23 protein-coding genes are annotated in these 22,708 nt (G+C 64.1%); 12 read left to right on the top strand and 11 right to left on the bottom strand.

What is annotated here, in order from left to right; translation table 11 throughout:
* Positions 1-272: 272 nt before the first annotated feature.
* The 8 genes from NP945_RS23870 to NP945_RS23905 form a co-directional block, all read right to left on the bottom strand.
* Positions 273-1,229: an alpha/beta hydrolase gene (locus NP945_RS23870; protein WP_256747696.1), complete on the bottom strand. Its 957-nt coding sequence runs from the start codon at positions 1,227-1,229 to the stop codon at positions 273-275.
* The gene (locus tag NP945_RS23875; protein ID WP_256747697.1) at positions 1,226-1,906 is read right to left on the bottom strand and encodes an isochorismatase family protein; all 681 of its coding nucleotides are present in this window, start codon (positions 1,904-1,906) and stop codon (positions 1,226-1,228) included. The genes NP945_RS23870 and NP945_RS23875 overlap by 4 nt, the downstream gene beginning before the upstream one ends.
* 337 nt (positions 1,907-2,243) lie before the next feature.
* The gene (locus tag NP945_RS23880) at positions 2,244-3,548 is read right to left on the bottom strand and encodes a Xaa-Pro peptidase family protein (protein WP_256747698.1); all 1,305 of its coding nucleotides are present in this window, start codon (positions 3,546-3,548) and stop codon (positions 2,244-2,246) included.
* A gap of 318 nt (positions 3,549-3,866) precedes the next feature.
* Positions 3,867-4,838 carry a GlxA family transcriptional regulator gene (locus tag NP945_RS23885; RefSeq protein ID WP_256747699.1) on the bottom strand — a complete coding sequence of 324 codons (972 nt, stop codon included), beginning with the start codon at positions 4,836-4,838 and terminating at the stop codon, positions 3,867-3,869.
* 232 nt (positions 4,839-5,070) lie between these two features.
* Positions 5,071-6,252, bottom strand: coding sequence for a PLP-dependent aspartate aminotransferase family protein (locus NP945_RS23890; protein WP_256747700.1), 1,182 nt, complete (start codon positions 6,250-6,252; stop codon positions 5,071-5,073).
* Positions 6,249-7,670: a pyridoxal-phosphate dependent enzyme gene (locus NP945_RS23895; protein ID WP_127269717.1), complete on the bottom strand. Its 1,422-nt coding sequence runs from the start codon at positions 7,668-7,670 to the stop codon at positions 6,249-6,251. The genes NP945_RS23890 and NP945_RS23895 overlap by 4 nt, the downstream gene beginning before the upstream one ends.
* A 412-nt stretch (positions 7,671-8,082) precedes the next feature.
* Positions 8,083-9,417, bottom strand: coding sequence for an FAD/NAD(P)-binding protein (locus NP945_RS23900; RefSeq protein WP_127808551.1), 1,335 nt, complete (start codon positions 9,415-9,417; stop codon positions 8,083-8,085).
* 31 nt (positions 9,418-9,448) lie between these two features.
* Positions 9,449-9,925 carry an Rrf2 family transcriptional regulator gene (locus NP945_RS23905; RefSeq protein WP_127382947.1) on the bottom strand — a complete coding sequence of 159 codons (477 nt, stop codon included), beginning with the start codon at positions 9,923-9,925 and terminating at the stop codon, positions 9,449-9,451.
* Between the two features lie 694 nt (positions 9,926-10,619).
* Between NP945_RS23905 and tauA the strand changes: the two genes are divergently transcribed.
* The 4 genes from tauA (at position 10,620) to NP945_RS23925 (ending at position 13,677) form a co-directional block, all read left to right on the top strand.
* On the top strand, positions 10,620-11,633 hold the full coding sequence (gene tauA, locus NP945_RS23910; protein WP_256747701.1) for a taurine ABC transporter substrate-binding protein: 1,014 nt from the start codon (positions 10,620-10,622) through the stop codon (positions 11,631-11,633).
* 162 nt (positions 11,634-11,795) lie between these two features.
* Positions 11,796-12,605 (top strand): taurine ABC transporter ATP-binding protein, encoded by an 810-nt coding sequence (locus tag NP945_RS23915; RefSeq protein WP_256747702.1) that lies wholly within the window; start codon positions 11,796-11,798, stop codon positions 12,603-12,605.
* Entirely contained in the window at positions 12,602-13,462 is an 861-nt protein-coding gene (locus tag NP945_RS23920) for an ABC transporter permease subunit (RefSeq protein ID WP_256747703.1), read from the top strand. The genes NP945_RS23915 and NP945_RS23920 overlap by 4 nt, the downstream gene beginning before the upstream one ends.
* A 29-nt stretch (positions 13,463-13,491) precedes the next feature.
* Positions 13,492-13,677, top strand: a complete 186-nt coding sequence (locus NP945_RS23925; protein WP_127269227.1) for a hypothetical protein — start codon at positions 13,492-13,494, stop codon at positions 13,675-13,677.
* Positions 13,678-13,827: 150 nt separating this feature from the next.
* Here NP945_RS23925 and NP945_RS23930 read toward each other — a convergent pair whose 3' ends face one another.
* A complete protein-coding gene (locus tag NP945_RS23930) occupies positions 13,828-14,109 on the bottom strand; it encodes a GIY-YIG nuclease family protein (RefSeq protein WP_128308775.1) in 282 nt (93 codons plus the stop codon).
* Between the two features lie 283 nt (positions 14,110-14,392).
* Between NP945_RS23930 and NP945_RS23935 the strand changes: the two genes are divergently transcribed.
* The 4 genes from NP945_RS23935 to NP945_RS23950 all read left to right on the top strand — a co-directional run bounded on the left by NP945_RS23935 (position 14,393) and on the right by NP945_RS23950 (position 18,176).
* Positions 14,393-15,346, top strand: coding sequence for a sulfonate ABC transporter substrate-binding protein (locus NP945_RS23935; protein ID WP_256747704.1), 954 nt, complete (start codon positions 14,393-14,395; stop codon positions 15,344-15,346).
* 91 nt (positions 15,347-15,437) lie between these two features.
* On the top strand, positions 15,438-16,601 hold the full coding sequence (gene ssuD / locus NP945_RS23940) for an FMNH2-dependent alkanesulfonate monooxygenase (RefSeq protein WP_164749061.1): 1,164 nt from the start codon (positions 15,438-15,440) through the stop codon (positions 16,599-16,601).
* Positions 16,598-17,374 (top strand): ABC transporter permease subunit, encoded by a 777-nt coding sequence (locus NP945_RS23945; RefSeq protein ID WP_256747705.1) that lies wholly within the window; start codon positions 16,598-16,600, stop codon positions 17,372-17,374. The genes ssuD and NP945_RS23945 overlap by 4 nt, the downstream gene beginning before the upstream one ends.
* 10 nt (positions 17,375-17,384) lie before the next feature.
* Positions 17,385-18,176, top strand: coding sequence for an ATP-binding cassette domain-containing protein (locus NP945_RS23950; RefSeq protein ID WP_128364338.1), 792 nt, complete (start codon positions 17,385-17,387; stop codon positions 18,174-18,176).
* A gap of 233 nt (positions 18,177-18,409) precedes the next feature.
* Here NP945_RS23950 and NP945_RS23955 read toward each other — a convergent pair whose 3' ends face one another.
* Positions 18,410-18,535, bottom strand: coding sequence for a hypothetical protein (locus NP945_RS23955; protein WP_256747706.1), 126 nt, complete (start codon positions 18,533-18,535; stop codon positions 18,410-18,412).
* A gap of 308 nt (positions 18,536-18,843) precedes the next feature.
* Between NP945_RS23955 and NP945_RS23960 the strand changes: the two genes are divergently transcribed.
* The 4 genes from NP945_RS23960 (at position 18,844) to NP945_RS23975 (ending at position 22,251) form a co-directional block, all read left to right on the top strand.
* Entirely contained in the window at positions 18,844-19,203 is a 360-nt protein-coding gene (locus NP945_RS23960) for a septal ring lytic transglycosylase RlpA family protein (protein WP_127268049.1), read from the top strand.
* Positions 19,204-19,517: 314 nt separating this feature from the next.
* The gene (locus tag NP945_RS23965; protein WP_127268048.1) at positions 19,518-20,795 is read left to right on the top strand and encodes a polyhydroxyalkanoate depolymerase; all 1,278 of its coding nucleotides are present in this window, start codon (positions 19,518-19,520) and stop codon (positions 20,793-20,795) included.
* Between the two features lie 233 nt (positions 20,796-21,028).
* A complete protein-coding gene (locus NP945_RS23970) occupies positions 21,029-21,646 on the top strand; it encodes a transglutaminase-like cysteine peptidase (RefSeq protein WP_027040328.1) in 618 nt (205 codons plus the stop codon).
* A 368-nt stretch (positions 21,647-22,014) separates the two neighbouring features.
* On the top strand, positions 22,015-22,251 hold the full coding sequence (locus NP945_RS23975) for a hypothetical protein (RefSeq protein ID WP_128308821.1): 237 nt from the start codon (positions 22,015-22,017) through the stop codon (positions 22,249-22,251).
* A gap of 85 nt (positions 22,252-22,336) precedes the next feature.
* On the opposite strand, the gene NP945_RS23980 is transcribed toward NP945_RS23975, so the two are convergent.
* On the bottom strand, positions 22,337-22,705 hold the full coding sequence (locus tag NP945_RS23980) for a helix-turn-helix domain-containing protein (RefSeq protein ID WP_256747707.1): 369 nt from the start codon (positions 22,703-22,705) through the stop codon (positions 22,337-22,339).
* Between the last annotated feature and the right edge of the window lie 3 nt (positions 22,706-22,708).

Consider the following 22,708-nt stretch of genomic DNA (forward strand, 5'->3'; position numbering starts at 1 on the left):
TCATCCATGATGCCAGTCTCTCGCCAAACCATCGCCGGTCCTCCCGGCGGACAAGAAAACTGTCACCCATGCTATCGGTCCATTCTGTTACCTATCTATCCGGTTCGGACAGCGGCGCCAATCTCCCTCCTTGAGGGGGAGATGGCCGGCAGGCCAGAGGGGGTCGGCACGACGGGACGCGACCTCCTACTTTAAAAAAGATGATGCTAGCGCTCTACGCGCGACGACCCCCTCTGTCGCCTTCGGCGACATCTCCCCCTCAAGGGGGGAGATTAGCGTTCCACCGTCGGCCACTCACCTCGGCCCAGCGCGCCGACCACACCAACAATCCGCGCAAACGCCGCCGCCGCTGCCGGCACCGACGTTCGGGCGCGCAGGAAGCTGTGCACCAGCCTCGGCTCCTCGTGCCACCAGGCCTTGCCGCCGGCGGCCACAATGCGGTCGCGGTAGGTCTCGCCATCCGACGACAGCGGGTCGCATTGCGCCGTGACGATCACCGTCGGCGGCAGGCCGGAGAAATCGGTGTCGCGCAGCGGCGAGAAGGTCGGATCGTCCAGCGATTGCCGCCTGGCCGAGCGGACGTCGCGGTAGAAGGCGATGTCGGCCACCGACAGCAGCGGCGCGTGGGCGTGCTCGATATAGGAGCCGGCGCGCTCGTCACCGCCGAGTTCGGGATAGATCAGCACTTGCCCGACCGCAGCTCTGATATGGCGGCGCGTCGCCTGCGTCACACCAGCGGCGAGATTGCCGCCGGCGCTTTCGCCGCACAGCACCAGCGGCAGGCCTGATGTGGCCGCTGCCCATTCGAAGGCGGCGACGGCATCGTCGAAGGCGGCGGGGTGGACGTGCTCAGGGGCCAGCCGGTAGTCGACCGACAGCACGTCGAAACCGGTGCCGGCGCAGAGCTCGGCGCAGATGTCGTCATGGCTTTCGAGGCCGCCGAGGATGAAGCCGCCGCCGTGGTAGTAGATCACCATCGCCTTGGCGGCATTGCCGGCAAGCCGGTAACGGCGGACCGGGATGTCGCGGCCGGCGGCGGCGATCAGGCCATCGCCGGCCTTGACGCCGGGTGGGCGGCCCTGGTGGAAGGCGCGGCTCATACGGTCATAGACGGCGCGCTGCTTGTCGATCGGCAGGCCGAGGATTTCGGGCGGATACCAGGCGTTGACGGCGTCGATATAGGCCCAAAGGGCCGGGTCGAGCCGTGTTTCGTATGGGCCGCGCGTCATAGATCGGCGTAAAGCGCGGCCGCGTTGTCGAAGGAGAAGCGCAGCGGCACCGAGCCTTCGACCTGCCAGGCGGTGACGGTCTCGCCGGCCAGCAGCCGGCAGGCGCCATCGGTATCGCTGACGGCGCCGCCATAGAGCCGGTTGGCGAGGTTGAGGATGCCGGTCTGGTGCATGGCCGCGCTGCCGCTGCCGCAGGCGTCCTTGACCAGCAGCACGCGAAAGCCTTTGGCCACCGCATCCTTGACCGACGCGTCGATGCAGGCCTCGGTCCAGACGCCTGCGACAACCAGCCATTCGATGCCCGAAGACTTGATGTCACGCGCCGCCGGCCCGGTGCGGAAGGCGCTGGCCTCGGCCTTGATCAGCAGCGCCTCGCCCTTGATCGGCGCCACCTCACGGCAGATCTCGGTCAGCGGATCCCTCTTGTCGGAAAAAGCCGACTTGCCGTCTTCACCCAGCGGATGAAAGGGGCGGTCCTGCTTGTCGAGATCGACGATGTAAGCCCAGTGATAGAGCGGCACATGGTTGCCCCGCGCCGCCGCTTGCAGGCGCTGGACGTTGGCGAGGATCGTGTCATAGCCGTCGACGAGGTAGCGCTTGTCCTGCCGGTGCTCTTCCTGCAGGTCGATGAAGATCGCGGCCACGGTGCCGGGTTCGATGGCGATGGGGGTTTTCATGCCGATGCGCCTTGGTTGTGGGCGGGCGACACCGCTCTGTTTAGCGAGCTGGCGCAAGCAGCGGTGATTGGCCGGCGCCTCCCCACCTTCGTCATCCACGGGCGGAGCAGGAGCGAAGCTCCGTCGCGGAGACCCGAGGATCCATGCCGTGATGTTGATCGAATGGTGCAGCGGTGCAGAACTTGTACCGTTGCGGTGCATAGAGGTCGCGGCATGGATCCCTTGGGCTGCAAAGCAGCTCCAGGGGTCTGCGCCGCGTCGCTGCGCTCCTTGCTCCGCCCTAGGATGACGAAGCGATGGAAGGCTGCGACAGCAGCGAAGGAGCGCGCAAAGACCCTCAAACCTGCGTCTCCAGAAACTCGTCCTCATAGGGGAAGCGCGACAGAAGCTCTGTACCAGTCTCGGTGATCAGGATCTCGTCCTCCAGCTTGACGCCCTCGCGGCCGCCTTTCTCGCCGATATAGCTTTCCACGCTCACCACCATGCCTGGCACGATATGGCCGTCACGGCCATAGGTCTCGTAATCCATGGCATGCGCGATGAACGGCGTTTCGCCATGCATGCCGACGCCGTGCATGACCGAGGTGTAGCGCTGGTCGACGAAACGGTCCGGGATTTTCCACGCCTTCTCGGCAATCTCGCGGAACGCCATGCCGGGTTTGACGATCGAAATGTTGTGCTGAACCTGGTCGTGCGCCATGCGGTAGAGCGACTTCTGGTAAGGCGTCGGCTTGCCCGGCCCGCAGCGGAAGGTGCGCGAGAAATCCGAATAATAGCCGTAGCAGCCGATCGTGTCGGTATCGAGCGCCAAGAGTTCGCCGGGCCGGATCTTGCGGCCGCTGGCCTCGTTGAACCACGGATTGGTACGCTGGCCCGATGTCAGCAGCCGCGTCTCGATGAACTCGCCGCCCTGGCGGATGACCTCACCATACATGATGGCGAACAGGTCGTTTTCGGAGACGCCGGGCTTGATCGCCTCGCGCACCGCATAGACGGCGGCCTCGGCGCCGGCCATCGACACCTGCAGGCATTTGACTTCCTCCGGCGTCTTGACCGCGCGCACCGCCAGGATCTCGCCCTGGCAATCGCGGACCTCGCAGCCGCGCTTTTCCAGGGCGAGCGCCTGCAGATGGCTGCAGCGGTCGAGCCCGAGCTTCATCGAGCCGCCACCATGCTGCTTCAGAAGCTCGGCGATCTCGTCGGCGAACGGCCCGGCGGTCTCGTCGTCACGGCCGGAGACCGACGACCAGACCAGCTTGGAAGGACGCGCCTCGTCGATCGTGTCGAGCACCATCGAGACATGATAGCTCTGCGGGTATTCGAACAGCACGATCGGCCCTTCGGTCGGGATGAAGAAATAGCGGGTCGAGTTGCGCAGGAAATAGCCGAACATGTTGCGCGAGCCGGTGGCATAGCGCTGGTTGTAGGGGTCGAACAACACGACGCCGCCATAACCGGCCTCACGCATCCAGCCGCGCAGCTTGGCCAGCCGGCCCTTGCGCAGGGCATCGGCATCGATGAAGGACGGCTCGGTGTCCGACAGCCACATGCCGCCGGCCGGATCGGCCGCGGCCGGGTGGCGCATGCGGTCCTTGAAGTCCACGTCCTGCGTGCTGTCGGGGTCGAATACGACGATGCTCATGGGGTACGGCCTTGGCTGGGTTGCGAGGTCGGAGCATGGCGCAGGCGGGGCGGGAGGATTGTGCGGGAAACCGCAGCTGTTGTGCGGGATGCCGCTGGCTAATCGGTTACGTCGCGATCCTTCGCGCCCCCCTCTGCCCTGCCGGGCATCTCCCCCTCAAGGGGGGAGATTGGCAGTTTCGATGCCGCCGTTCTTTTCTTCAACATCTGAGATTAGCGAAAGCAGAGATGCAGTCCGATCTCCCCCCTTGAGGGGGAGATGTCCGGCAGGACAGAGGGGGGCGCTGTCCCGCCAACGTCTCACCCGTCAGCAAGCGCCCTAATGCCGTCTCGCCAGCTTCGGCGGATGCCCATGCTCCTCGCGAAACGCCCGGGCAAAGCTCGACATCGAGGCGAAGCCGCAGGCCAGCGCCACGTCGCGCACGGCGAGCGTCGAATGCGCCAGCAGGTCAGCGGCACGCTTCAGTCTCAGCCTCCGGTAGTAGCCATTGGGCGAGATGGCGAGTTCGGAGCGGAAGGAGCGCTCGAGCTTGTCGGATGAGACGCCGAGCTTTGCGGTCAGCTCGGCCATGCCGAGCCGCTCTTCGACCGCGTCCTCCATGATGGCGATGGCCGACAGCACCAGCTCGTTGCGGACGCCGGTGCGCAGCCGCAGCGGCATCATCTTGCGGTCGATGCTGGAACGCAGCTGGCTGTGCACGAACCATTCGGCGACGCCGGCGGCGAGCTCGGCGCCATAGTCGCGGGTGATGATCTCCAGCATCATGTCGAGGCTGCCGACGCCGCCGGCCGAGGTGAAGCGCTTGCGGTCGATGACATAGAGGTCGCGCCTGAGCTCGATGTTGGGGAAGGCTTCGGTGAACGCGGCCTGGCTGGTCCAGTGCAAGGTGCAGGCATGGCCGTCGAGCAGGCCGGCGCGGGCAAGGAAGAACGCCGCATCCGCCACCGCGCCGATATGGGCGCCGTTGCGCAGGCTCTTGCGGATCCAGCTTGCCGCGTCCTCGGCAACGAGGTGATCGGCATCGCCGCCCGAACAGACGACGATGCGGTCGACTTTCGGCGCGTCCTCGGCGTAAAAACCCGGCTGGATGACGACGCCGTTCGAGGCCTCGACTGCGCCTTTCGTGCCGCCGACGATGATCCAGCGATAGCATTGCCGCTTCGCCAGGACATTGGCGGCACGCAGCGGCTCGATGACCGAGCTGAACGCCATCATCGGAAAGCCGGGGAAGACCAGCACCGCGAAGGTGAGAGGGGTGTCGGTGGGTTTGGGTGGGGCGTGTGTGGCCATGGGCGCTAGACTTCGGGCAGATGGGGTGCGACGTCAATTGGCCTGATGCTTGAGCGCCGCCCCTCACCTGCCTGCCGGCATCCTCTCCCCGTAAACGGGGCGAGGGGCGCTGTTATCGGCGCTTACGCCAATCACCGGCGGCCGCGGTTAGCGTCTTTCTCCCCGTCGCTATACGGGGAGAAATGCCCGGCAGGGCAATGAGGGGCGGCGCCGATTTTGGCGATTTGAGGGTCTATCCCCCCAGCGCCTGCTCCAAATCCGCGATCAGATCATCTCCATCCTCGATCCCCGCCGACAATCTTACCAGCGAATCCGATATACCGATCTCGGCCCGTTTCTCGGCCGGAATGGAGCCATGCGTCATCAGTGCCGGATGCTCGATCAGGCTCTCCACGCCGCCGAGGCTTTCGGCCAGCGTGAACAGCTGCGTGCGTTCGAGGAACTTTTTGGTGCCGGCTAGGTCGCGGTCGAGCACGGCTGTGATCATGCCGCCGAAGGCGTGCATCTGCTGGACGGCAACGGCGTGCTGCGGGTGGCTGGCGAGGCCGGGATAGATGACGCGGCGCACGTCGCGGCGCGCTTCCAGCCACTGCGCGATCTTCAGCCCGTTGGCGGAATGACGCTCCATCCTGAGCGCCAGCGTCTTCAGCCCGCGCAGCGCCAGAAAGCTGTCGAACGGGCCCGAGATGGCACCGATGGCGTTCTGCAGGAATTTCAGCTGGGCGGAGAGATCCTTGTTGTCGCCGACCACGGCGACGCCGCCGACCATATCGGAATGGCCGTTGAGATATTTGGTGGTCGAATGCACGACGATGTCGATGCCGAGCTCCAGCGGCCGCTGGATATAAGGGCTGCAGAACGTGTTGTCGGCGACCGACAAAATGCCCTTGCGCCTGGCGAGTGCGGCGACGCCTTCGAGGTCGACGATGCGCAGCAGCGGGTTGGTCGGCGTCTCGACCCACAGCATTTTTGTCTCGGGCCGGATCGCCGCCTCGACGGCGGCGAGGTCGGTGAAGTCGACGAACGAGACCTGCAGATTGGCCGAGCGTTTGCGCACCCGCTCCATCAGCCGGAACGAGCCGCCATAGATGTCGTCGGTGGCGACGATATGCGTGCCGGAATCGAGCAGTTCGAGCACGGTGGCGATCGCCGCCAGGCCGGACGCAAAGGCAAAGGCGGCGGAGCCGCTTTCGAGATCGGCCACGGCGCGCTCGAAGGCAAAGCGCGTCGGGTTCTGGCTGCGGGCATATTCAAAGCCCTTGTGCACGCCGGGCGATTGCTGGGCAAAGGTCGAGGTGGCGTAGATCGGCACCATCACCGCGCCGGTCAGCGGGTCGTGGCTCTGGCCGCCATGGATGGTACGCGTCGAGAAAGCCAGACGGTTCTTGCCCGGTGGTAGTGTTTCAGCGGTCATCGTGCGCGCCTCAGATGGTTGATCAGGTCGATGCGGGTAATCAGGCCAACGAACTCGTCGCCGTCGAAGATGATGGCTACCTCGTTGCGGTCGAAGACCGGCAGCAGCGCATCCAGCGTCTGGCTGGCCTGCAGCGTGTGCAGATTGGAGGTCATCGCCGTGCGCACCGGGCCGTTGAAGCGCTCCCAGCGGCCGTCATAGGGGCCGTCGACCTTGGCCAGGATGTCGCTTTCGTCGACGATGCCGACGAGCTTGCCATTGTCGAGCACCGGCAGCTGCGAGACATCGGAACGGCGCATGCGGCCATAGGCGTTGAGCAGGCTTTCGTCCGGGCCGACATAGACGGTGTCGCCGGTGCGGTGCGAGCGCATCACCAGGTCGCGCAAATCGCCATGCTGTTCGTGCTCGGCCAGACCCTGCTCCGCCAGCCAGAAATCGTCGAACACTTTCGACAGGTATTTGTTGCCGCTGTCGCAGACGAAGGTGACGACGCGTTTGGGCACCGTCTGCTCGCGGCAATAGCGCAGCGCAGCGGACAAAAGCGTGCCCGAGGATGAGCCGGCGAGGATACCTTCCTTCGACAAGAGGTCGCGCACGGCCAGCATGCTCTGCTTGTCGGGGATGGAATAGGCCTTTTTCACCAGCGACAGATCGGCATTGGGCGGCACGAAATCCTCGCCGATGCCTTCGACGGTCCAGCTGCCGGCCTCTTCCATCTTGCCGGTCTTGATCAGCGGCGCCAGCACCGAGCCGACCGGATCGGCAAGCACCATTTCGGTCTTCGGCGACACTTTGGCGAAGTAGCGGCCAAGCCCGGTCAGCGTACCGCCGGAGCCGACGCCGACGACCACCGCATCGACGTCACCGTCGAGCTGCGAAAAGATCTCCGGGCCGGTGGTGGTTTCATGCGCCAGCGGATTGGCCGGATTGGCGAACTGGTTGGCATAGAAGGCGCCGGGCGTTTCCGCCGCGATCTTCTCGGCCATGTCCTGGTAATATTCGGCATGGCCCTTGCCGACATCGGAGCGCGTCATGCGCACCTCGGCGCCGAGCGCGCGCAGATGCTGGATCTTTTCGCGCGACATCTTGTCGGGCACGACCAGCACGATGCGGTAGCCCTTGGGGATGCCGACCTGGGCAAGGCCGAGGCCGGTATTGCCAGCGGTCGCCTCGACAATGGTGCCGCCGCGCCGGAGCTTGCCCTGCTTTTCAGCCGCGGCGATCATCGACAGCGCGATACGGTCCTTGATCGAGCCGCCCGGGTTCTGGCTTTCAAGCTTGATGAACAGCCGGCATTTGCCGGTATCGAATTTGGTCAGCTCGACAACCGGCGTCTGGCCGATCAGGTCGAGCACCGATTTGTAGGGCGGACGCAGGCGGGATAATTCGTCGGCTGCGGCGATCTCATGCTCGCTCATATCGATGCTCCATGACCAAGCGACCGCCTCTAGGCAGGGCGGCAGCGTATCCTCTTTTCCAGCCCTTTGCAGTCGGAAAGAAGATAGATCGTGCCAATCAACCGGCCAGATGCGGAATGAAATTCCGGGTTTGCGTTGGCGAGAGTCGCTTCGAAGTCAGGCGAACCCTCTGCGCGTTCGTCATCCTAGGGCGAAGCGACGCGAAGCGGAGTGTAGACCCTAGGATCCATAACGTGACATTGATCGAAGAATGCAGCGGTGCAGAATTAATTTGGAAGCATCCGGCTGCATCGACAGGTTTGCACCGCCGCAAAGCTCGCAGGTCGCGGCATGGATCCTAGGGTCTCCGCGACGTCGCTTCGCTCCTGCTCCGCCCTAGGATGACGACGGCGTTGGGATTTGCGCGGAGCTCTCAGCCGAGCAGTTGCTTGCTCAGCCTCGCACATTGCACGCGGATATCGGGAATGGCGTCGATCTCGAAGAAGGTGCCGCGCGTCAGCGGGCCGACGGCGAGGATCTTGGCCGAGATGGTTCCGTCGCCGGCGATGATCTCGCATTTGGCCGATACATCGAGGCCGATGCGCAGCGGATCCGGCCGTGCCAGACCGCGGTCGACCAGCGAGCGCACGACGCTGTTCGACGAGGTCGAGATGTCCCTGACGATACCAGAGCAATCGTAGATGCGGGCGACCTCGAAGGTCTCGAGACGCTGCGTGTGGCGCGACTGGACCTGGACGGTGAATTCGCCGTTGCGCGCGATGTCGACTACGCGGCCGGCGACCAGGCGAATGCGGCCGGATTGCACGGCTTCGGTGACACGGGCGTAGACCTCGGGCGCCATGCGATGGCGATGGATGTCCCACCAGGCCTTGGTGTGCTCGACGAAGCGGCGCTTGGCGGAAGCCGGCCAGTTCTGCCAGATCTTCTGGTTGAACGGCCGCAGGCCGTCGACGACGTCGCGCCAGTCGATGCCGGCCTTCTGGTTTTCCTTGATCAGGTCGCGGAACCAGCCGACGAAATAGGAAAGCTGGGTGCCGAGCGGAATGTCGGCGACGTCGAGCTTGATCGGATTGCCCTTGCGATGCGGCGAGGGCAACAGGCCGCGCCGCGACACAGCTATGATGTCGCCGCGATGGCCGCGCTGTTCCAGCGCCAGGAAGGCATCGACCATGCTCAGGCCGGTGCCCAGCACCATGACGCCGGCGTCGGTCGGAAGTGCTGTATCGGCTTCCGATCCCATCCTGATGGCATGGCCTTGCGCCGGCTCCTCGTCGTGGCCGGTGGCCAGCACGGCGAGATGCGCAACGACGCTGGTGCCGTTGGCCAGCGCCACTTCGACACCGGATGCGGTGGGCGTGATCGAGAGGCTTTCCTCGCGGATCAACCGAAGCCGCCCGGTCTGCTTTTCGCGCGCCTGCAGCTCGTCGAGCAACTCGCCGAGGTAACGGGCATAGATGCTGCGCGGCGCATAGAAGGGCGCCTGCTCGGCCGTTGCCAGGCCGCGCTCCTGCAGCCAGCGCCAGAAATTGCCGGGATCGTCGGCATAGGCGCTCATGCCGGCGGCACTGACATTCAAGACATGCGCCGACAGCAGCGTCGAATAGGCGATGCCCTGGCCGAAATGCGGGCGCCTTTCGATCAGCGTGACGCGCAGGTCGGGATTGGGCGACTTCAGGAGATGTGCGGCCAGCACGACGCCGCTGGCGCCGCCGCCGACAATGATGATGGAGTTGGCGCGCCCGGTCATAGGCGTGCCTTCGCTCTGCGCAACGCCAGTGTCAGGCCTGGACCTTCACCGCGACCGGCAGATCGCCGATGTCCCTCGCAACCGGCGGGTCGTCGAGAGAGATATCGCGCATTTCGGCGAGGCTGCGCTGATCGAGCACCTCGGCGATCGCCTGCCGGACCTCGAGCATCAGATGTCGGACTTGGCATGTCGCCTCGTTGCAATCTTCACAGCGCTGGTACTGGGTGCGGCTGGCGCAGGGGATCGGCGCCAGCGGACCGTCGAGGACGCGCACGACATGGCCGACCTTGATCTCATCGGCGGGGCGTGCCAAGCGATAGCCGCCATCCTTGCCCTTGCGGCTCTGGACGAAGCCGGCATTGCGCAACTCGCCCAGGATGGCGTCGAGAAACTTCTTCGGGATGTTGTTGCCGGTGGCGACGTCGTTGACGAAGGCGAGCTGTCCGGCCGGCAAGCGCGCGAGGTGGACAAGCGCCTTGAGGCCGTACTTACCTTTTTTGGTGAGCATGAGATTAAAATTTCTCTGGCATGCGACGGCATGGAACCATCGGTTGCAAAACGCCTGGCGGGCGTTGCCGCCGCGTCCAAGCCCGCATGACACATAAATTCTAGTGACATGATGTACAAGCCGAGAACTGCTGATTTTGCTTCGTTTTCAAGCCGCGTCGGCCATTTTGGCCAGCCTTTGTGCCCACAGGGACACAAAAGCGCACGACTCTGAGGGCGCGATCATCGCAATATGGTGACTGCTCATCGTCGCCTCCAGTCTCAATGTCGATAAGATTACTATACTTACCCTCGAACACGCGGGATAGGTTTTCTAAATCGGTCGCTGTTTGAGGTATGGATTTGCCTGATATTGGCTTGGGTAAGAACCTATCATTCGTGCGTGAACGGCACAGAGTTGAGTACCGAAGCGTACCTAACTTCGTCATCCACGGGCGGAGCAGGAGCGAAGCTCCGTCGCGCAGACCATAGGATGACGAAGTCGGGAGGCTCGCGGAGCGCCATTCTTGTTCGTATGCGATTTGTCATCGGGGCGATGATGGCGGTTGCAGCCGCCATATGCGCTCGGGTGCTCCGTCACCGACAGCTTTTTTCTAACAAGCCCGCCTCGGTTGGAAGGATTTAACTCTACAAACCTAATAGAATTAGCGGACTATCATGGGGCATTCCGATTTTTCTCTTTTCAGGAGCCCTCCATGTCCACCATTTCGCGACGCATTGTACTCCTCTCGTCGGCGGCACTTGCCGGCGCGGCCTTCCTCGGCCCGGCCCATGCCGACGACCTCAAAATCACCATCGGCTATCAAACGGTGGTCGAGCCTTCGAAAGTGCCGCAGGCCGACGGCGCCTATGAAAAGGAGACGAAGGCAGTAATCGACTGGCGCAAATTCGATTCCGGCGCCGATGTCATCGCCGCGGTCGCTTCCGGCTCGGTCGATATCGGCTATGTCGGCTCGAGCCCGCTGGCGGCGGCGGCTAGCCGCGAATTGCCGATCCAGACCATCTTTATAGTCGGCCTGATCGGCGAATCCGAGGAGCTGGTGGCGCGCAACGGCGCCGGCATCGAGAAAGTCGCCGACCTCGCCGGCAAGAAGGTCGCCGTGCCGTTCGTCTCGACGACGCATTACAGCCTGCTCGCCGCGTTGAAGCATGAGGGCGTGGATCCGAAGTCGGTCGAGATCCTCAATCTCAGGCCACCGGAAATCGCCGCCGCATTCTCGCGTGGCGACATCGACGCGGCTTATGTCTGGGATCCGGCGCTCGGCCAGATCAAGACGACGGGCAAGGTGGTGGTGGATTCCTCGCAGGTCGCCGCCTGGGGCGCGCCAACCTTCGACGCCTGGATCGTGCGCACCGACTTCGCCGAAAAGAACCCGGAAGCGGTGCGCGACTTCGTCAAGGTGACGGGCGCCGCCTATGCCGAGTTCCTCGCCAAGCCCGACGCGTGGTCGGTGTCGTCGCCGCAGGCGGCGGCGATCGCCAAGCTCACCGGCGCCAAGCTGGAAGAAGTGCCGCAGCTGCTCAAGGGCTATGTCTTCCCGACGCTGGAAGAGCAGGCCTCCGACAAATTCCTCGGCGGCGGCACGGTCAAGGCGGTGGAAGCGACATCCGCCTTCCTCAAGGAGCAAGGCAAGATCGACGCCGTGCTGCCGGACTATTCGAAATACGTGGCGTCGAAATACGTCACCCAGGCGCTTGCCTCGAACTAGTACTCGCTTAACGCAATTCCGGACGGAAAACCGCTTCACACTTTTCCTGGAATTGCTCTGAACCCGGCCCGCGCGCTTCTTCCCTGACGCCGCGTGCTGACTGCCCCGGAACCGCTGACGAGCGCCGGGGCCGTCGGATTTCAACGAAATTGCGAGGCATCCATGCCGCATCTCGTGCTCGACCCCCATCTCGTACTGGACCCCCATCTCGTACTGGACAAGGTCTCGATCCATTATGACGGCCAGGCGGCGCCCGCCGTCGAGCTGGTGTCGATCGATGTCGCCAAGGGCGACTTCGTCGTGCTGGTGGGCCGGTCCGGCTGCGGCAAGACCTCGCTGCTCAACGTCGCCGCCGGCCTTGTCGCGCCGGCACGCGGGCGCGCCTCCATCAACGGCAAGCCGATCACAGCACCTGGCTCGGACCGGGCGGTGGTGTTCCAGAACGATGCGCTGTTCCCATGGCTGACCGCGCGCGAAAACGTCGCCTTCGCGCTCAGGCTGCGCGGTGTCAGCCCAGCCGAGCGGGCGCGGCGCGCCGATGAGTTGCTGGCGCTGGTGAAGCTCACCGACGCCGGCGACAAGCACATCTGGGAGCTTTCCGGCGGCATGCGCCAGCGTGTCGGCCTGGCCCGGGCGCTCGCCGCCGAACCGGAATTCCTGCTGCTCGACGAACCGCTCGGCGCGCTCGATGCGCTGACGCGCGAACGCATGCAGACGACGCTGCTCGATTTATGGACGGCAAGCGAGGTCGGCGTGCTGATGGTGACGCATGGCATCGAGGAGGCGCTGGTGCTGGCCACCCGCATCCTCGTGCTGGCGCCCGGTCCGGGCCGCGTGGTGCGGACTTTTGAACCCGGCTTCTCCAGGCGCTACGCATCGGGCGAAGCCATCCGCACCATCAAGGCCGATCCGGCTTTTGCGGTGGCGCGTAGCGAATTGACCGACGCGATCTTCGAAGGAGAGGCGGCATGACCGTTACTTCCTACACGGAGCGCCCGGGACACAAGATCGACGAGGCCGACGGCCTGTCGGTGCCGTGGTCGCGACCCAGCCCCAAGCGCAAAGGCGTTTCGGCCCGCACGGTCAGCGCTGTTACCATCCTGGTGGTGCTGGCGCTGTGGGCGCTGTCGGCCCGCCTGCAACTGGTGTCACCGGTGTTCCTGCCCTCGCCGATCGCGGTGTGGAACAAGTTCATCACCGTCGCCCGTGACGGCTTCGTCGATGCGACGCTGCTGCAGCATGCCGTCGCCAGCCTGTGGCGAGTATTCACCGCGCTGGTCGCCGCCCTTGCCATTGGCGTGCCGGTTGGGCTCGCCATCGGCATCAGCACGATCGGACGCGGTATCTTCGATCCGCTGCTGGAGTTCCTGCGGCCTATCCCGCCGCTTGCCTACTTGCCGCTGGTCATCATCTGGTTCGGCATCGGCGAACCGTCGAAGATCCTGGTGATCACTATTTCCATGCTGGCGCCGGTGGCGCTGTCGACCGCGTCCGGCGTTCGCGGCGTCTCGCAGGAGCGCATCAACGCGGCGCGCTCGCTGGGCGCTACTCAGCAGCAAGTGGTCCGCCACGTCATCCTGCCCAGTGCGCTGCCGTCGATCCTGACCGGTCTGCGCATCGCGCTCGGCGCCGGCTGGTCGACGCTGGTGGCGGCCGAACTGGTGGCGGCGACGCGCGGACTTGGCTTCATGATCCAGTCGGCCGCCCAGTTCCTCGTCACCGACGTGGTGGTGATGGGCATACTGGTGATCGCGGCCATCGCCTTCGTGCTCGAATTCACCATCCGCAGGATCGAGCGCGTGCTCGTCCCGTGGGCGGGACGCGAATGATCGAAGTCCAGAGGAGCAGGAGAATGACGATGACCCATTCCACCGCCGTGCTGTTCGCCCAAGCCGGTAACTGGCTTCTCGCCTGGACCAGGGAAAGCCAGCCGCCAGAACAGCAACCGAAATCGCCAACGCCGGTCCGCTGGGACGCCGAGCGCGACCGCCTGCCGCCACGCGACGAGAGTTTTTACTGGGCCTGGCAGTATTGGTCGCAATGAGGGGGTGGGCGCACGATTCATGTCACGAAGACGGCCTAACCCTGGTTTCGTCATCCTAGGGCGGAGCAAGGAGCGAAGCGACGCAGCGCAACCCTAGGATCCATGCCGCGACGGTGATGCCATGCTCCGGCGGTGAAAGAAACCGAGCGCCTACCAGCCGGTTCCACGAAAGAGCTCGAACCACTCTGGATTGGCTTTTTCGATCAACTCGATCTTCCATTGACGTGGCCAGCGCTTCAGTGACTTCTCGCGCTGGATGGTGATGTCGAAATACTCCTCGTACCAGACAAGGCGTTGCACGCCGTAGCGACTGGTGAATCGCGAGCCCTCACCGGATTTGTGCTCCGGCATGCGGCGGCCGAGGTCATTGGTGACACCAATATAGATCGTGCCGCGCTTCTGGCTCGCGGTCATGTAGACGTAGCCGGTCATGGTTGAAGGGTAGCCCGCGTTGGTGGGCGTGCAAGCGCCATTCTGATCCGTTGCATCCTAAAGCCAATGTCACGGCATGGATCCTAGGGTCTGCGCCGCGTCGCTTCGCTCCTTGCTCCGCCCTAGGATGACGAATTCTGGGTTGCCGTAGAAGACAATTCCACATCGATGCCTCAACTCGCAAAATCATTCCTCTACTAAATTTATAGAACTACTAGCCTGATCCATCTTCCGACCGGCGAGGCCATTTCCGGCGCCGATCCGCAGCGAAGGAGAGGGATCAATGTTCAATCTAACGAGACGTGTTTTCGGCATCGGCCTGCTGGCGGCGACGGTTGCCGTGTCATCCGGCGCCACAGCGCAGGAGCTGAAGCAGCTCAGCATCGGCTATCAGAAGACCGGCCTGCCGGTGATCGCCAGGCAGCAGCAGGTGATCGAAAAGGCCCTTGAAGACAAGGGCGTGACGGTCAAATGGGTCGAGTTCACCGCCGGTCCGCCGCTCGTGGAGGCGCTCAATGTCGGCGCCATCGATGTCGGCTGGACCGGCGACGCACCGCCGATCTTCGGCCAGTCGGCCGGCGCCAACATCGTCTATGCGGCAGCGCTGCCGTCGAATGGCGAGGGCGAGGCGATCTTCGTCAAGCCGGCGTCGCCGATCCAGTCCGTCGCCGATCTCAAGGGCAAGCGCGTCGGTGTCGGCAAGGGCACCAGCGCGCATAATCTGCTCGTCGCGGCGCTGGAAAAGGCTGGCATTGCCTTCGACCAGATCACGCCGGTCTATCTCAGCCCGGCGGATGCGGCCGCAGCCTTCGCCAGCGACCAGATCGATGCCTGGAGCGTTTGGGATCCGTTCTTCGCCATCGCCGAAACCCGCTACCAGCCGCGTGTGCTGGCCCGCTCCAGCGAGGTGCTCAAGGTCAACACCTATTTCCTCGCCAACAAGGATTTCGCCAAGGCGCACCCCGAAACCATCACAACGACGATATCGGCGCTTGGCGAGGCGGCGAAATGGGCCGACCAGAACCGCGACAAGGTGGCCGCGGCGCTGCATGAGGTGACCGGTGTGCCGCTCGACGCGCAGATCATCGCCGCCAACCGCACCAAGTTCGGCATCTTTCCGATCACCGACGAGATCATCGCCGGCCAGCAGGCCACCGCCGACCGCTTCTACAAGCTCGGGCTGATCCCGAAAGCGGTCCGCATCTCCGACGCGGTGTGGACGGCACCCGGCAACTAACTTGTCCCCTGACGGCGCCGGGTGAGTACGCCCGGCGCCATTTGCGTTTGCAACCATATCTACAGGAGATCCGCCCGTGACTGTGCCAGACATGACCGCGCCTGCCAGCACCGCACCGCTCGATTTCTTCTGGTTCATCCCGACGCATGGCGACGGTTCTTATCTCGGTTCCGAGGAGCAGCAGCGACCGCCCGAATTCGGCTACTTCAAGGAGATCGCGCAAGCGGTCGACCGGCTCGGCTTTCCCGGCGTGCTGCTGCCCACGGGTCAGAACTGCGAGGATTCCTGGATCACCGCGACAGGTCTCGCGACGCTGACCGAAAAGCTGAAGTTTCTCGTTGCGCTGCGGCCGGGGGTCACGCTGCCGACTTTCGCCGCGCGCCAGACCGCCGCCCTAGATCGCTTGAGCAATGGCCGCCTGCTGCTCAATGTCGTGGTCGGCGGCAATCCGACCGAGCTCGCCGGCGACGGCGTCTTCCTGCCGCATGACGAGCGCTATGCCCAGGCGCATGAGTTCCTGACCATCTGGCGCGGCCTGGTGTCCGGCGAGCGCGTCAATTTCGACGGCAAATATTACCGCGTCGAGAATGGCCGCCTCGACCTTCTGCCGCACCAGGAGCGGCCGCCGCTCTATTTCGGTGGGTCGTCGGACGCAGGCCAGGACCTCGCCGCCGACCTCGTCGACATGTATCTGACCTGGGGCGAGCCGCCGGCGCAGGTTGCCGAGAAGCTGGCTGCGGCGCGCGCAAAAGCGGCACTGCGCGGCAGAAAACTGCGTTTCGGCATCAGGCTGCATTTCATCGTCCGTGAGACCGAGGACGAAGCCTGGCGCGCCGCCGACCGGCTGATCAGCCATGTCACCGACGCCCAGATCGAAAATGCGCAGGCGCGCTTCCTCAACCAGATGGATTCGGTCGGCCAGCGCCGCATGGCGCAATTGCATGGCGGACGCCGTGACAGGCTGGTCGTCTCGCCCAATCTGTGGGCCGGTGTCGGGCTGGTGCGCGGCGGCGCCGGCACGGCACTGGTCGGCACGCCGGAACAGATCACCGAGCGCATCCGCGAATACCAGGCGATCGGCATCGATACCATCATCGGCTCGGGCTATCCGCATCTCGAGGAAGCGTACCGCGTCGCCGAGCTTCTGTTCCCGAAACTCGGGCTCGGCACCAGGCGGCAGCGGGCGCATGAGAACATCGCCAACGAATTCTCGGTCGGCTTCCATGGCGCCAACCGCCTGCAGGCTTCGTCATGAGCTTTGCCACGCGCCTGCATAGCAATGCCATCGGCTGGCTGCTGCCGGCGCTGGTTATTGCCGGCTGGGAGATTGCCAGCCGGGCGGGCGTCATGCCCGCCAACGTGCTGCCGGCGCCGAGTGCGGTCGCCGAGGCCTTCTGGCGGCTGACGCTGTCGGGCGAACTGGTCCGCAACATCGGCGTTTCGACCGCGCGCGCCCTTGCCGGCTTCGCCATCGGCGGCTCGATCGGCTTTGCGCTTGGCCTTGCCAACGGGCTGTCGACGCTCAGCCGCGGCCTGACCGACACGACGCTGCAGATGATCCGCAACATCCCGCACCTGGCGCTGATCCCGCTGGTCATCCTGTGGTTCGGCATCGACGAGGAAGCCAAACTGTTCCTGGTGGCGCTCGGCGTGTTCTTTCCGATCTATGTCAACACGCTGCTCGGCATCCAGAGCGTCGACCCGCATCTGGTCGAGATGGGCCGCGTCTACGGCATGGATCGGCGCGCCCTGTTCTTCCGCGTCATCCTGCCCGGTGCGCTGCCGGCGATCTTCGTCGGCCTGCGCTATGCCCTGGGCATCATGTGGCTGACGCTGATCGTCGCCGAAACCATTTCGGCCAGCTCCGGCCTCGGCTATATGGCCATGCAGGCGCGCGAATTCCTGCTGATCGATGTCGTCGTGCTGTCGATCCTGATCTACGCGCTGCTCGGCAAGCTCGCCGACAGCCTCGCCCGCCTGCTCGAGCGGCTGTCGCTCGGCTGGCATCCGGCCTTCCAGAACGGATGAGAGATTGCCCATGACCGCCGCCAGCCTGACCGCAGCCCGTTCCTTCGTCGCCACGCCGGTGCGGCCGATCGGCTCCGTCGAAGGGCAGCGGGCCTTTGCCTTCAGGCAAGCCGGCAAGCGCTTCGGCGACAAGACCGTGCTCGACGGCATCGACCTGGACGTGCCGGCCGGGCAGTTCCTTGCCGTCATCGGCAAGAGCGGCTGCGGCAAGAGCACGCTTTTGCGGCTTCTGGCCGGGCTCGACCGGCCGACATCGGGATCGCTGACATTCGGCGTCGAAGAGGAAGGACACAGCCGCACGCGCTTCATGTTCCAGGAACCACGGCTCCTGCCCTGGGCCAGCGTGGTGAAAAACGTCGAGGTCGGGCTGACCGGGATTGCTTCCGGCGCGGAGGCAAGGCAACGCGCGCTCGACATTCTCGGCGAGGTCGGGCTTGCCGACCGGGCCGACGAATGGCCTTCGGTGCTGTCGGGAGGTCAGAAGCAGCGCGTGGCGCTGGCCCGCGCGCTGGTCGGCCACCCGCAGATCCTGGCTCTCGACGAGCCGCTCGGCGCACTCGACGCCCTGACCCGCATCGAGATGCAGCAGCTTCTGGAACGCATCTGGCTCGCGCAGAAGTTCACCGCCGTGCTGGTCACGCATGATGTCGCCGAGGCAGTGGCGCTGGCCGATCGGGTCGTGGTGATCAGCGAAGGCCGGATCGCGCTTGATCTGGATGTGCCCGTGGAACGGCCGCGCCGGCGCGGTTCGGTGGAGCTTGCGCGGCTGGAAGGCAAGATTCTGGATCGGCTGTTCGGGTAGGGTTGTCGGGGGCAGACTTCGAGATGTGGGCGGGCCAGTGCCCCCCTCTGCCCTGCCGGGCATCTCCCCCTCAAGTGGGGAGATTAGCAGCTTCGGCCTCGCTGCCCTTTTTCAATGATGGAGATTGGCGAAAGCAGTGATGACGGCCGATCTCCCCACTTGAGGGGGAGATGTCCGGCAGGACAGAGGGGGGCGCCAAGGATCGCCGCCTCTCGTTCTACAGCTCACACCCATCAACGGTTTGCCCACACCAGCCCCGCCAGCCCGACGACCATGGTGACGATGCCGATGCCTTGCAGCGACCACAGCGCGCCGATGGCAAGGGCAATCAACGCCAGAAGATTTTTGGTCAGCCTCATTGCCGGATCTCGCTTTCGAAGTCGATTGGTTGGAGCATCGGGGCCGCGATAAAAGAGCCGAAGGAAGTGGCCCGACCATGCCGGGCTCTACTTGGATATTAATGTTCGATCTTGTCAAACGGACGTCTGACCGCAGCACAAAGATCATCATTGATTGACCATCGCGTGCCGAAAATCCCTGACAGACTGTTACCCAGCGACTCCAAACGTGTGCCATTGCCACGGAACCGCCAGATCACTGCCGCATTTCGCGCCTTATTTGGCACCTAACGGCTGGGGTCTGTCAAAAACGGAGCCATCCCCCAAATATGAAGAACCCAAAACAGACCGCGCTTGTCGCGGTAACGATCGCTGCTGGCCTGATGGTCGGCGCTTCTTCGGCGACCGCCGCCGCCCAGTGCGGCCGCGCCTCGTGGTATGCCCTGCACTCCAAGACCGCCTCGGGCGAGCGCATGAACCCGTCGGCGCTGACCGCCGCGCATCGCACCTTGCCTTTCGGCACCAAGCTCAAGGTGACCAACAAGAACAACGGCCGCAGCGTCGTCGTGCGCATCAACGATCGCGGTCCGTTCATCAAGGGACGCGTGCTCGACCTGTCGAAGGGTGCCGCCGGCCAGCTCGGCTTCATCGGCTCCGGCCACACTTCCGTGTGCATGGCGCGCGTCTAGAGTGGCCTTTTCTTGGACCATGACCTCCCTGCAGAACCGGGGGGTCGCAAAGCGAAAACCGGAATCCACTTTTCGGGATCATGGTCGGGTGTCCGGCAAAAGGGCCGGACACATTGCCTACACATTTCGCAGCCGCACACTGAGCCGGCTGGCGCCGTTCGGCCCCGATTTCCATGGCCTTGAACCAAAGAAGCATTGGTCACGCAGCGTGACGTATTGCATCGCAGCAATTAGTTGTTAACTTCCCCGCGAGACATCTAGGGCTCGGCGTCTGCTCGTCGTCCCTTCGGTCGCAGGCAGCAGCGGGGTTCTCGATGTTCTACCAGCTCTATGAAATGAACCACGCCGCCTTGCAGCCCGCGCGCCTCTATGCCGACGCGGTGCGGATGTTCTATTCCAATCCGCTCAATCCGTTTTCCCACACGCAATGGGGCCGTTCGATCGCAGCGACGGCCGAACTGTTCGAGCGCACCACGCGCCGCTACGGCAAGCCGGCCTTCGGCCTGAGCAAGACCGTGGTCGACTGGAAGAGCGTCGAGGTCACCGAGAAGACCGTCTGGTCGAAGCCGTTCTGCAATCTCGTCCGCTTCGAGCGTGCCGTGCCCGCCGGGCGCAAGCCCGATCCGAAGCTTCTGATCGTGGCGCCGATGTCGGGCCATTATGCGACGCTGCTGCGCGGCACGGTGGAAGCGATGCTGCCCTATGCCGACGTGCACATCACCGACTGGGTCGATGCCCGCATGGTGCCGCTTGCCGACGGCCAATTCGATCTCGACGACTACATCGACTACGTCATCGACATGCTGCACACGCTGGGGCCGGACACGCATGTGATGGCGGTGTGCCAGCCTTCGGTGCCGGTGCTGGCCGCCGTGGCGCTGATGGAAACGAAGGGCGACCCCTTCGTGCCCTCGACCATGACCTTGATGGGCGGCCCGATCGACACCCGCAGCAATCCGACCGCGGTCAATCTGCTGGCGCAGGAAAAGGGCATCGACTGGTTCCGCGACAATGTCGTGATGCATGCGCCCTGGCCGGTGCCGGGCTTCGGCCGCGAGGTCTATCCCGGTTTCCTGCAGTTGTCCGGCTTCATGAGCATGAACCTCGACCGCCACATCATCGCCCACAAGGACTTCTTCATGCATCTGGTGAAGCATGATGGCGACAATGCCGAGAAGCACCGCGATTTCTACGACGAGTATCTGGCTGTCATGGACCTGACGGCGGAGTTTTATCTGCAGACCGTCGACACCGTCTTCGTTCGCCAGGCCTTGCCCAAGGGCGAGATGACGCATCGCGGCACCAGGATCGATCCGTCGGCGATCCGCAACGTCGCGCTGTTCACGGTCGAAGGCGAGAACGACGACATATCGGGCCTTGGCCAGACCAAGGCGGCGCATGATCTGTGCCCCAATATCCCGGCTGAGCGGCATGCCCACTACATGCAGCCGGCGGTTGGCCATTACGGCGTGTTCAACGGTTCGCGCTTCCGTTCCGAAATCGTGCCGCGCATCGTCGACTTCATCACCAGCTATGGCCGCCAGGAGCGTGTCGCGGTGAAACCGAAGCTGGTCCGCGCCGCCAAGAGATAATGCAAGTCGCCCAAATTGCGGATTTTTGGACGATGACCTGCATAGAACCAAGCTTAACGGCGACAAACCGTGAGATTGACCGGTAAAAGCCGGCTGGCTGGCCGATTCTGTTGCACAAGTGCCGCTGTCCAGCCCCTCGGGTAACCATGCCGACAATCCGACCGTCGTCGTAATTGACACGGACTGTAAATCCCCCTTAACCTTTCGTTAATAACAAAGGGTGAGCGGGGACAATGATTTCCTCATCGATGGCGCAACGGCTGCGCGTGTATGTGGCGGCCGGGCTGGCAGTGACGGCGGGCTGGGTGGCACCGGCTTTGGCGGGTGGAGCGATGGCGACCGGGGGTCTCACCTCGCAGCCGATCGGCCACTATGATTTCTGCAAGCTGCATCCGGGCGAGTGCTCGATCCGCCCGACCAATCTGGCGCCGGCTCCGATGAGCGACGGGCTGATGCGCAAGCTCCTCAATGTCACGGCCAGGGTCAATGCCGCCGTCAAGCCGATGAGCGACATGGACATCTACGGCAAGGACGAGGTCTGGGCCTATCCCGACAAGGGCGTCGGCGATTGCGAGGACTATGTGCTGGAAAAGCGGCGCCAGCTTTCACGCATGAGCATATCGCTTGCCGATCTGCTGATCACCGTCGTGCGCAAGCCCGACGGCGAGGGCCACGCCGTGCTGACGGTGCGCACCGACGAGGGCGACTATGTGCTCGACAATCTGACCGACAAGGTCAAACCATGGGACGCGACCGGTTACCGCTTCCTCAAGCGGCAGGCGATCGACAACACCGGCCGCTGGGTCTCGATCCGCGGTGGCCAGCAAGTTCTGGTCGGCGCGGTGCAGTAGGTTTTGGTACGCCCATCCCGGCACGTCGCGTTCTTGTGGCGCGCTTTAGCTGCTTTCACATCATAGGTCGCCGCCGCCCCTCATTGTCCTGCCGGACATTTCTCCCCGTATAGGGACGGGGAGAAAGACGCCTTCATCGTCGCTTTCGCCAATCATCAACGTCGTAAGCGCCAACCGCGCGGCTGCACCCTTCTCCCCGTCACTATACGGGGAGAAGGTGCCGGCAGGCGGATGAGGGGCAGCGCGACGTCTGCCAATATTTCCCACCGCGACCGCCCCCCCAATGAATTTTCGCATTTCTCCGTGAACCATTTCGCTTCGGCCAGCGACACACAGCCGTGAACCGAAACCAACCATGGAGACTTCAGATGACTGCTTTTCTGCGAAACACCCTTCTTGCCGCTCTCGCGGTGTCGAGCATGGCCGGATCCGCCATGGCCGATCAGACCACCAGCTGTTCCAAAACCAACCTCAACGACCTCTGGGCCGGCCGCTGTTGCGGTGATGCCGGGGCGTCGGGCTGCCTGGGGGGTGGAAACAATGGCCATGGCGGCAATGGCGATCACGGCCGGGGCGGAAATGGCGGCACGGCCGGCAAGAAATGATCTCACCACTGTGCCCGCTGGCGGTCCGCCGGCGGGCAGTTTCCTGCTGAGGCAGGCGAACTTGCATCACGCTCGGATCGTCGGACTACGGCCGCTGGTTCAACGCCGCGCGGATCGATGCGGTGATGCGGCGAAGCTCCGCTTCGTCGAGTTTCTCGATGTTTTCCGCCAGCAGATTGGCAAGCTCGGTGGCGGCGGGGGAAAGACCAGACGTGTCGAGTTTTACACGCGGGTGCGAGGCCTCGGCCAGCTGCGCCAGTTCCTCGGCGTCGTCCCAGATGATGTTGAAATAGCCGATGATCTTCTGGATCAGCGTCCAGGTCGGGGCACCGCGCCTGCCATGTTCGAGCGCCGACAGATAAGCGGCGCTGACGCCGATCGCCGCCGCCATGTCCTTCTGGCGGACACCGCGTTCGCTCCTAAGCGTGCGCAGCTTCTCTCCGAACGGGGTCATGTC

Origin of the sequence: Mesorhizobium sp. LMG17149 (assembly GCF_024518695.1) — a bacterium.
Taxonomy (GTDB): Bacteria; Pseudomonadota; Alphaproteobacteria; order Rhizobiales; family Rhizobiaceae; genus Mesorhizobium.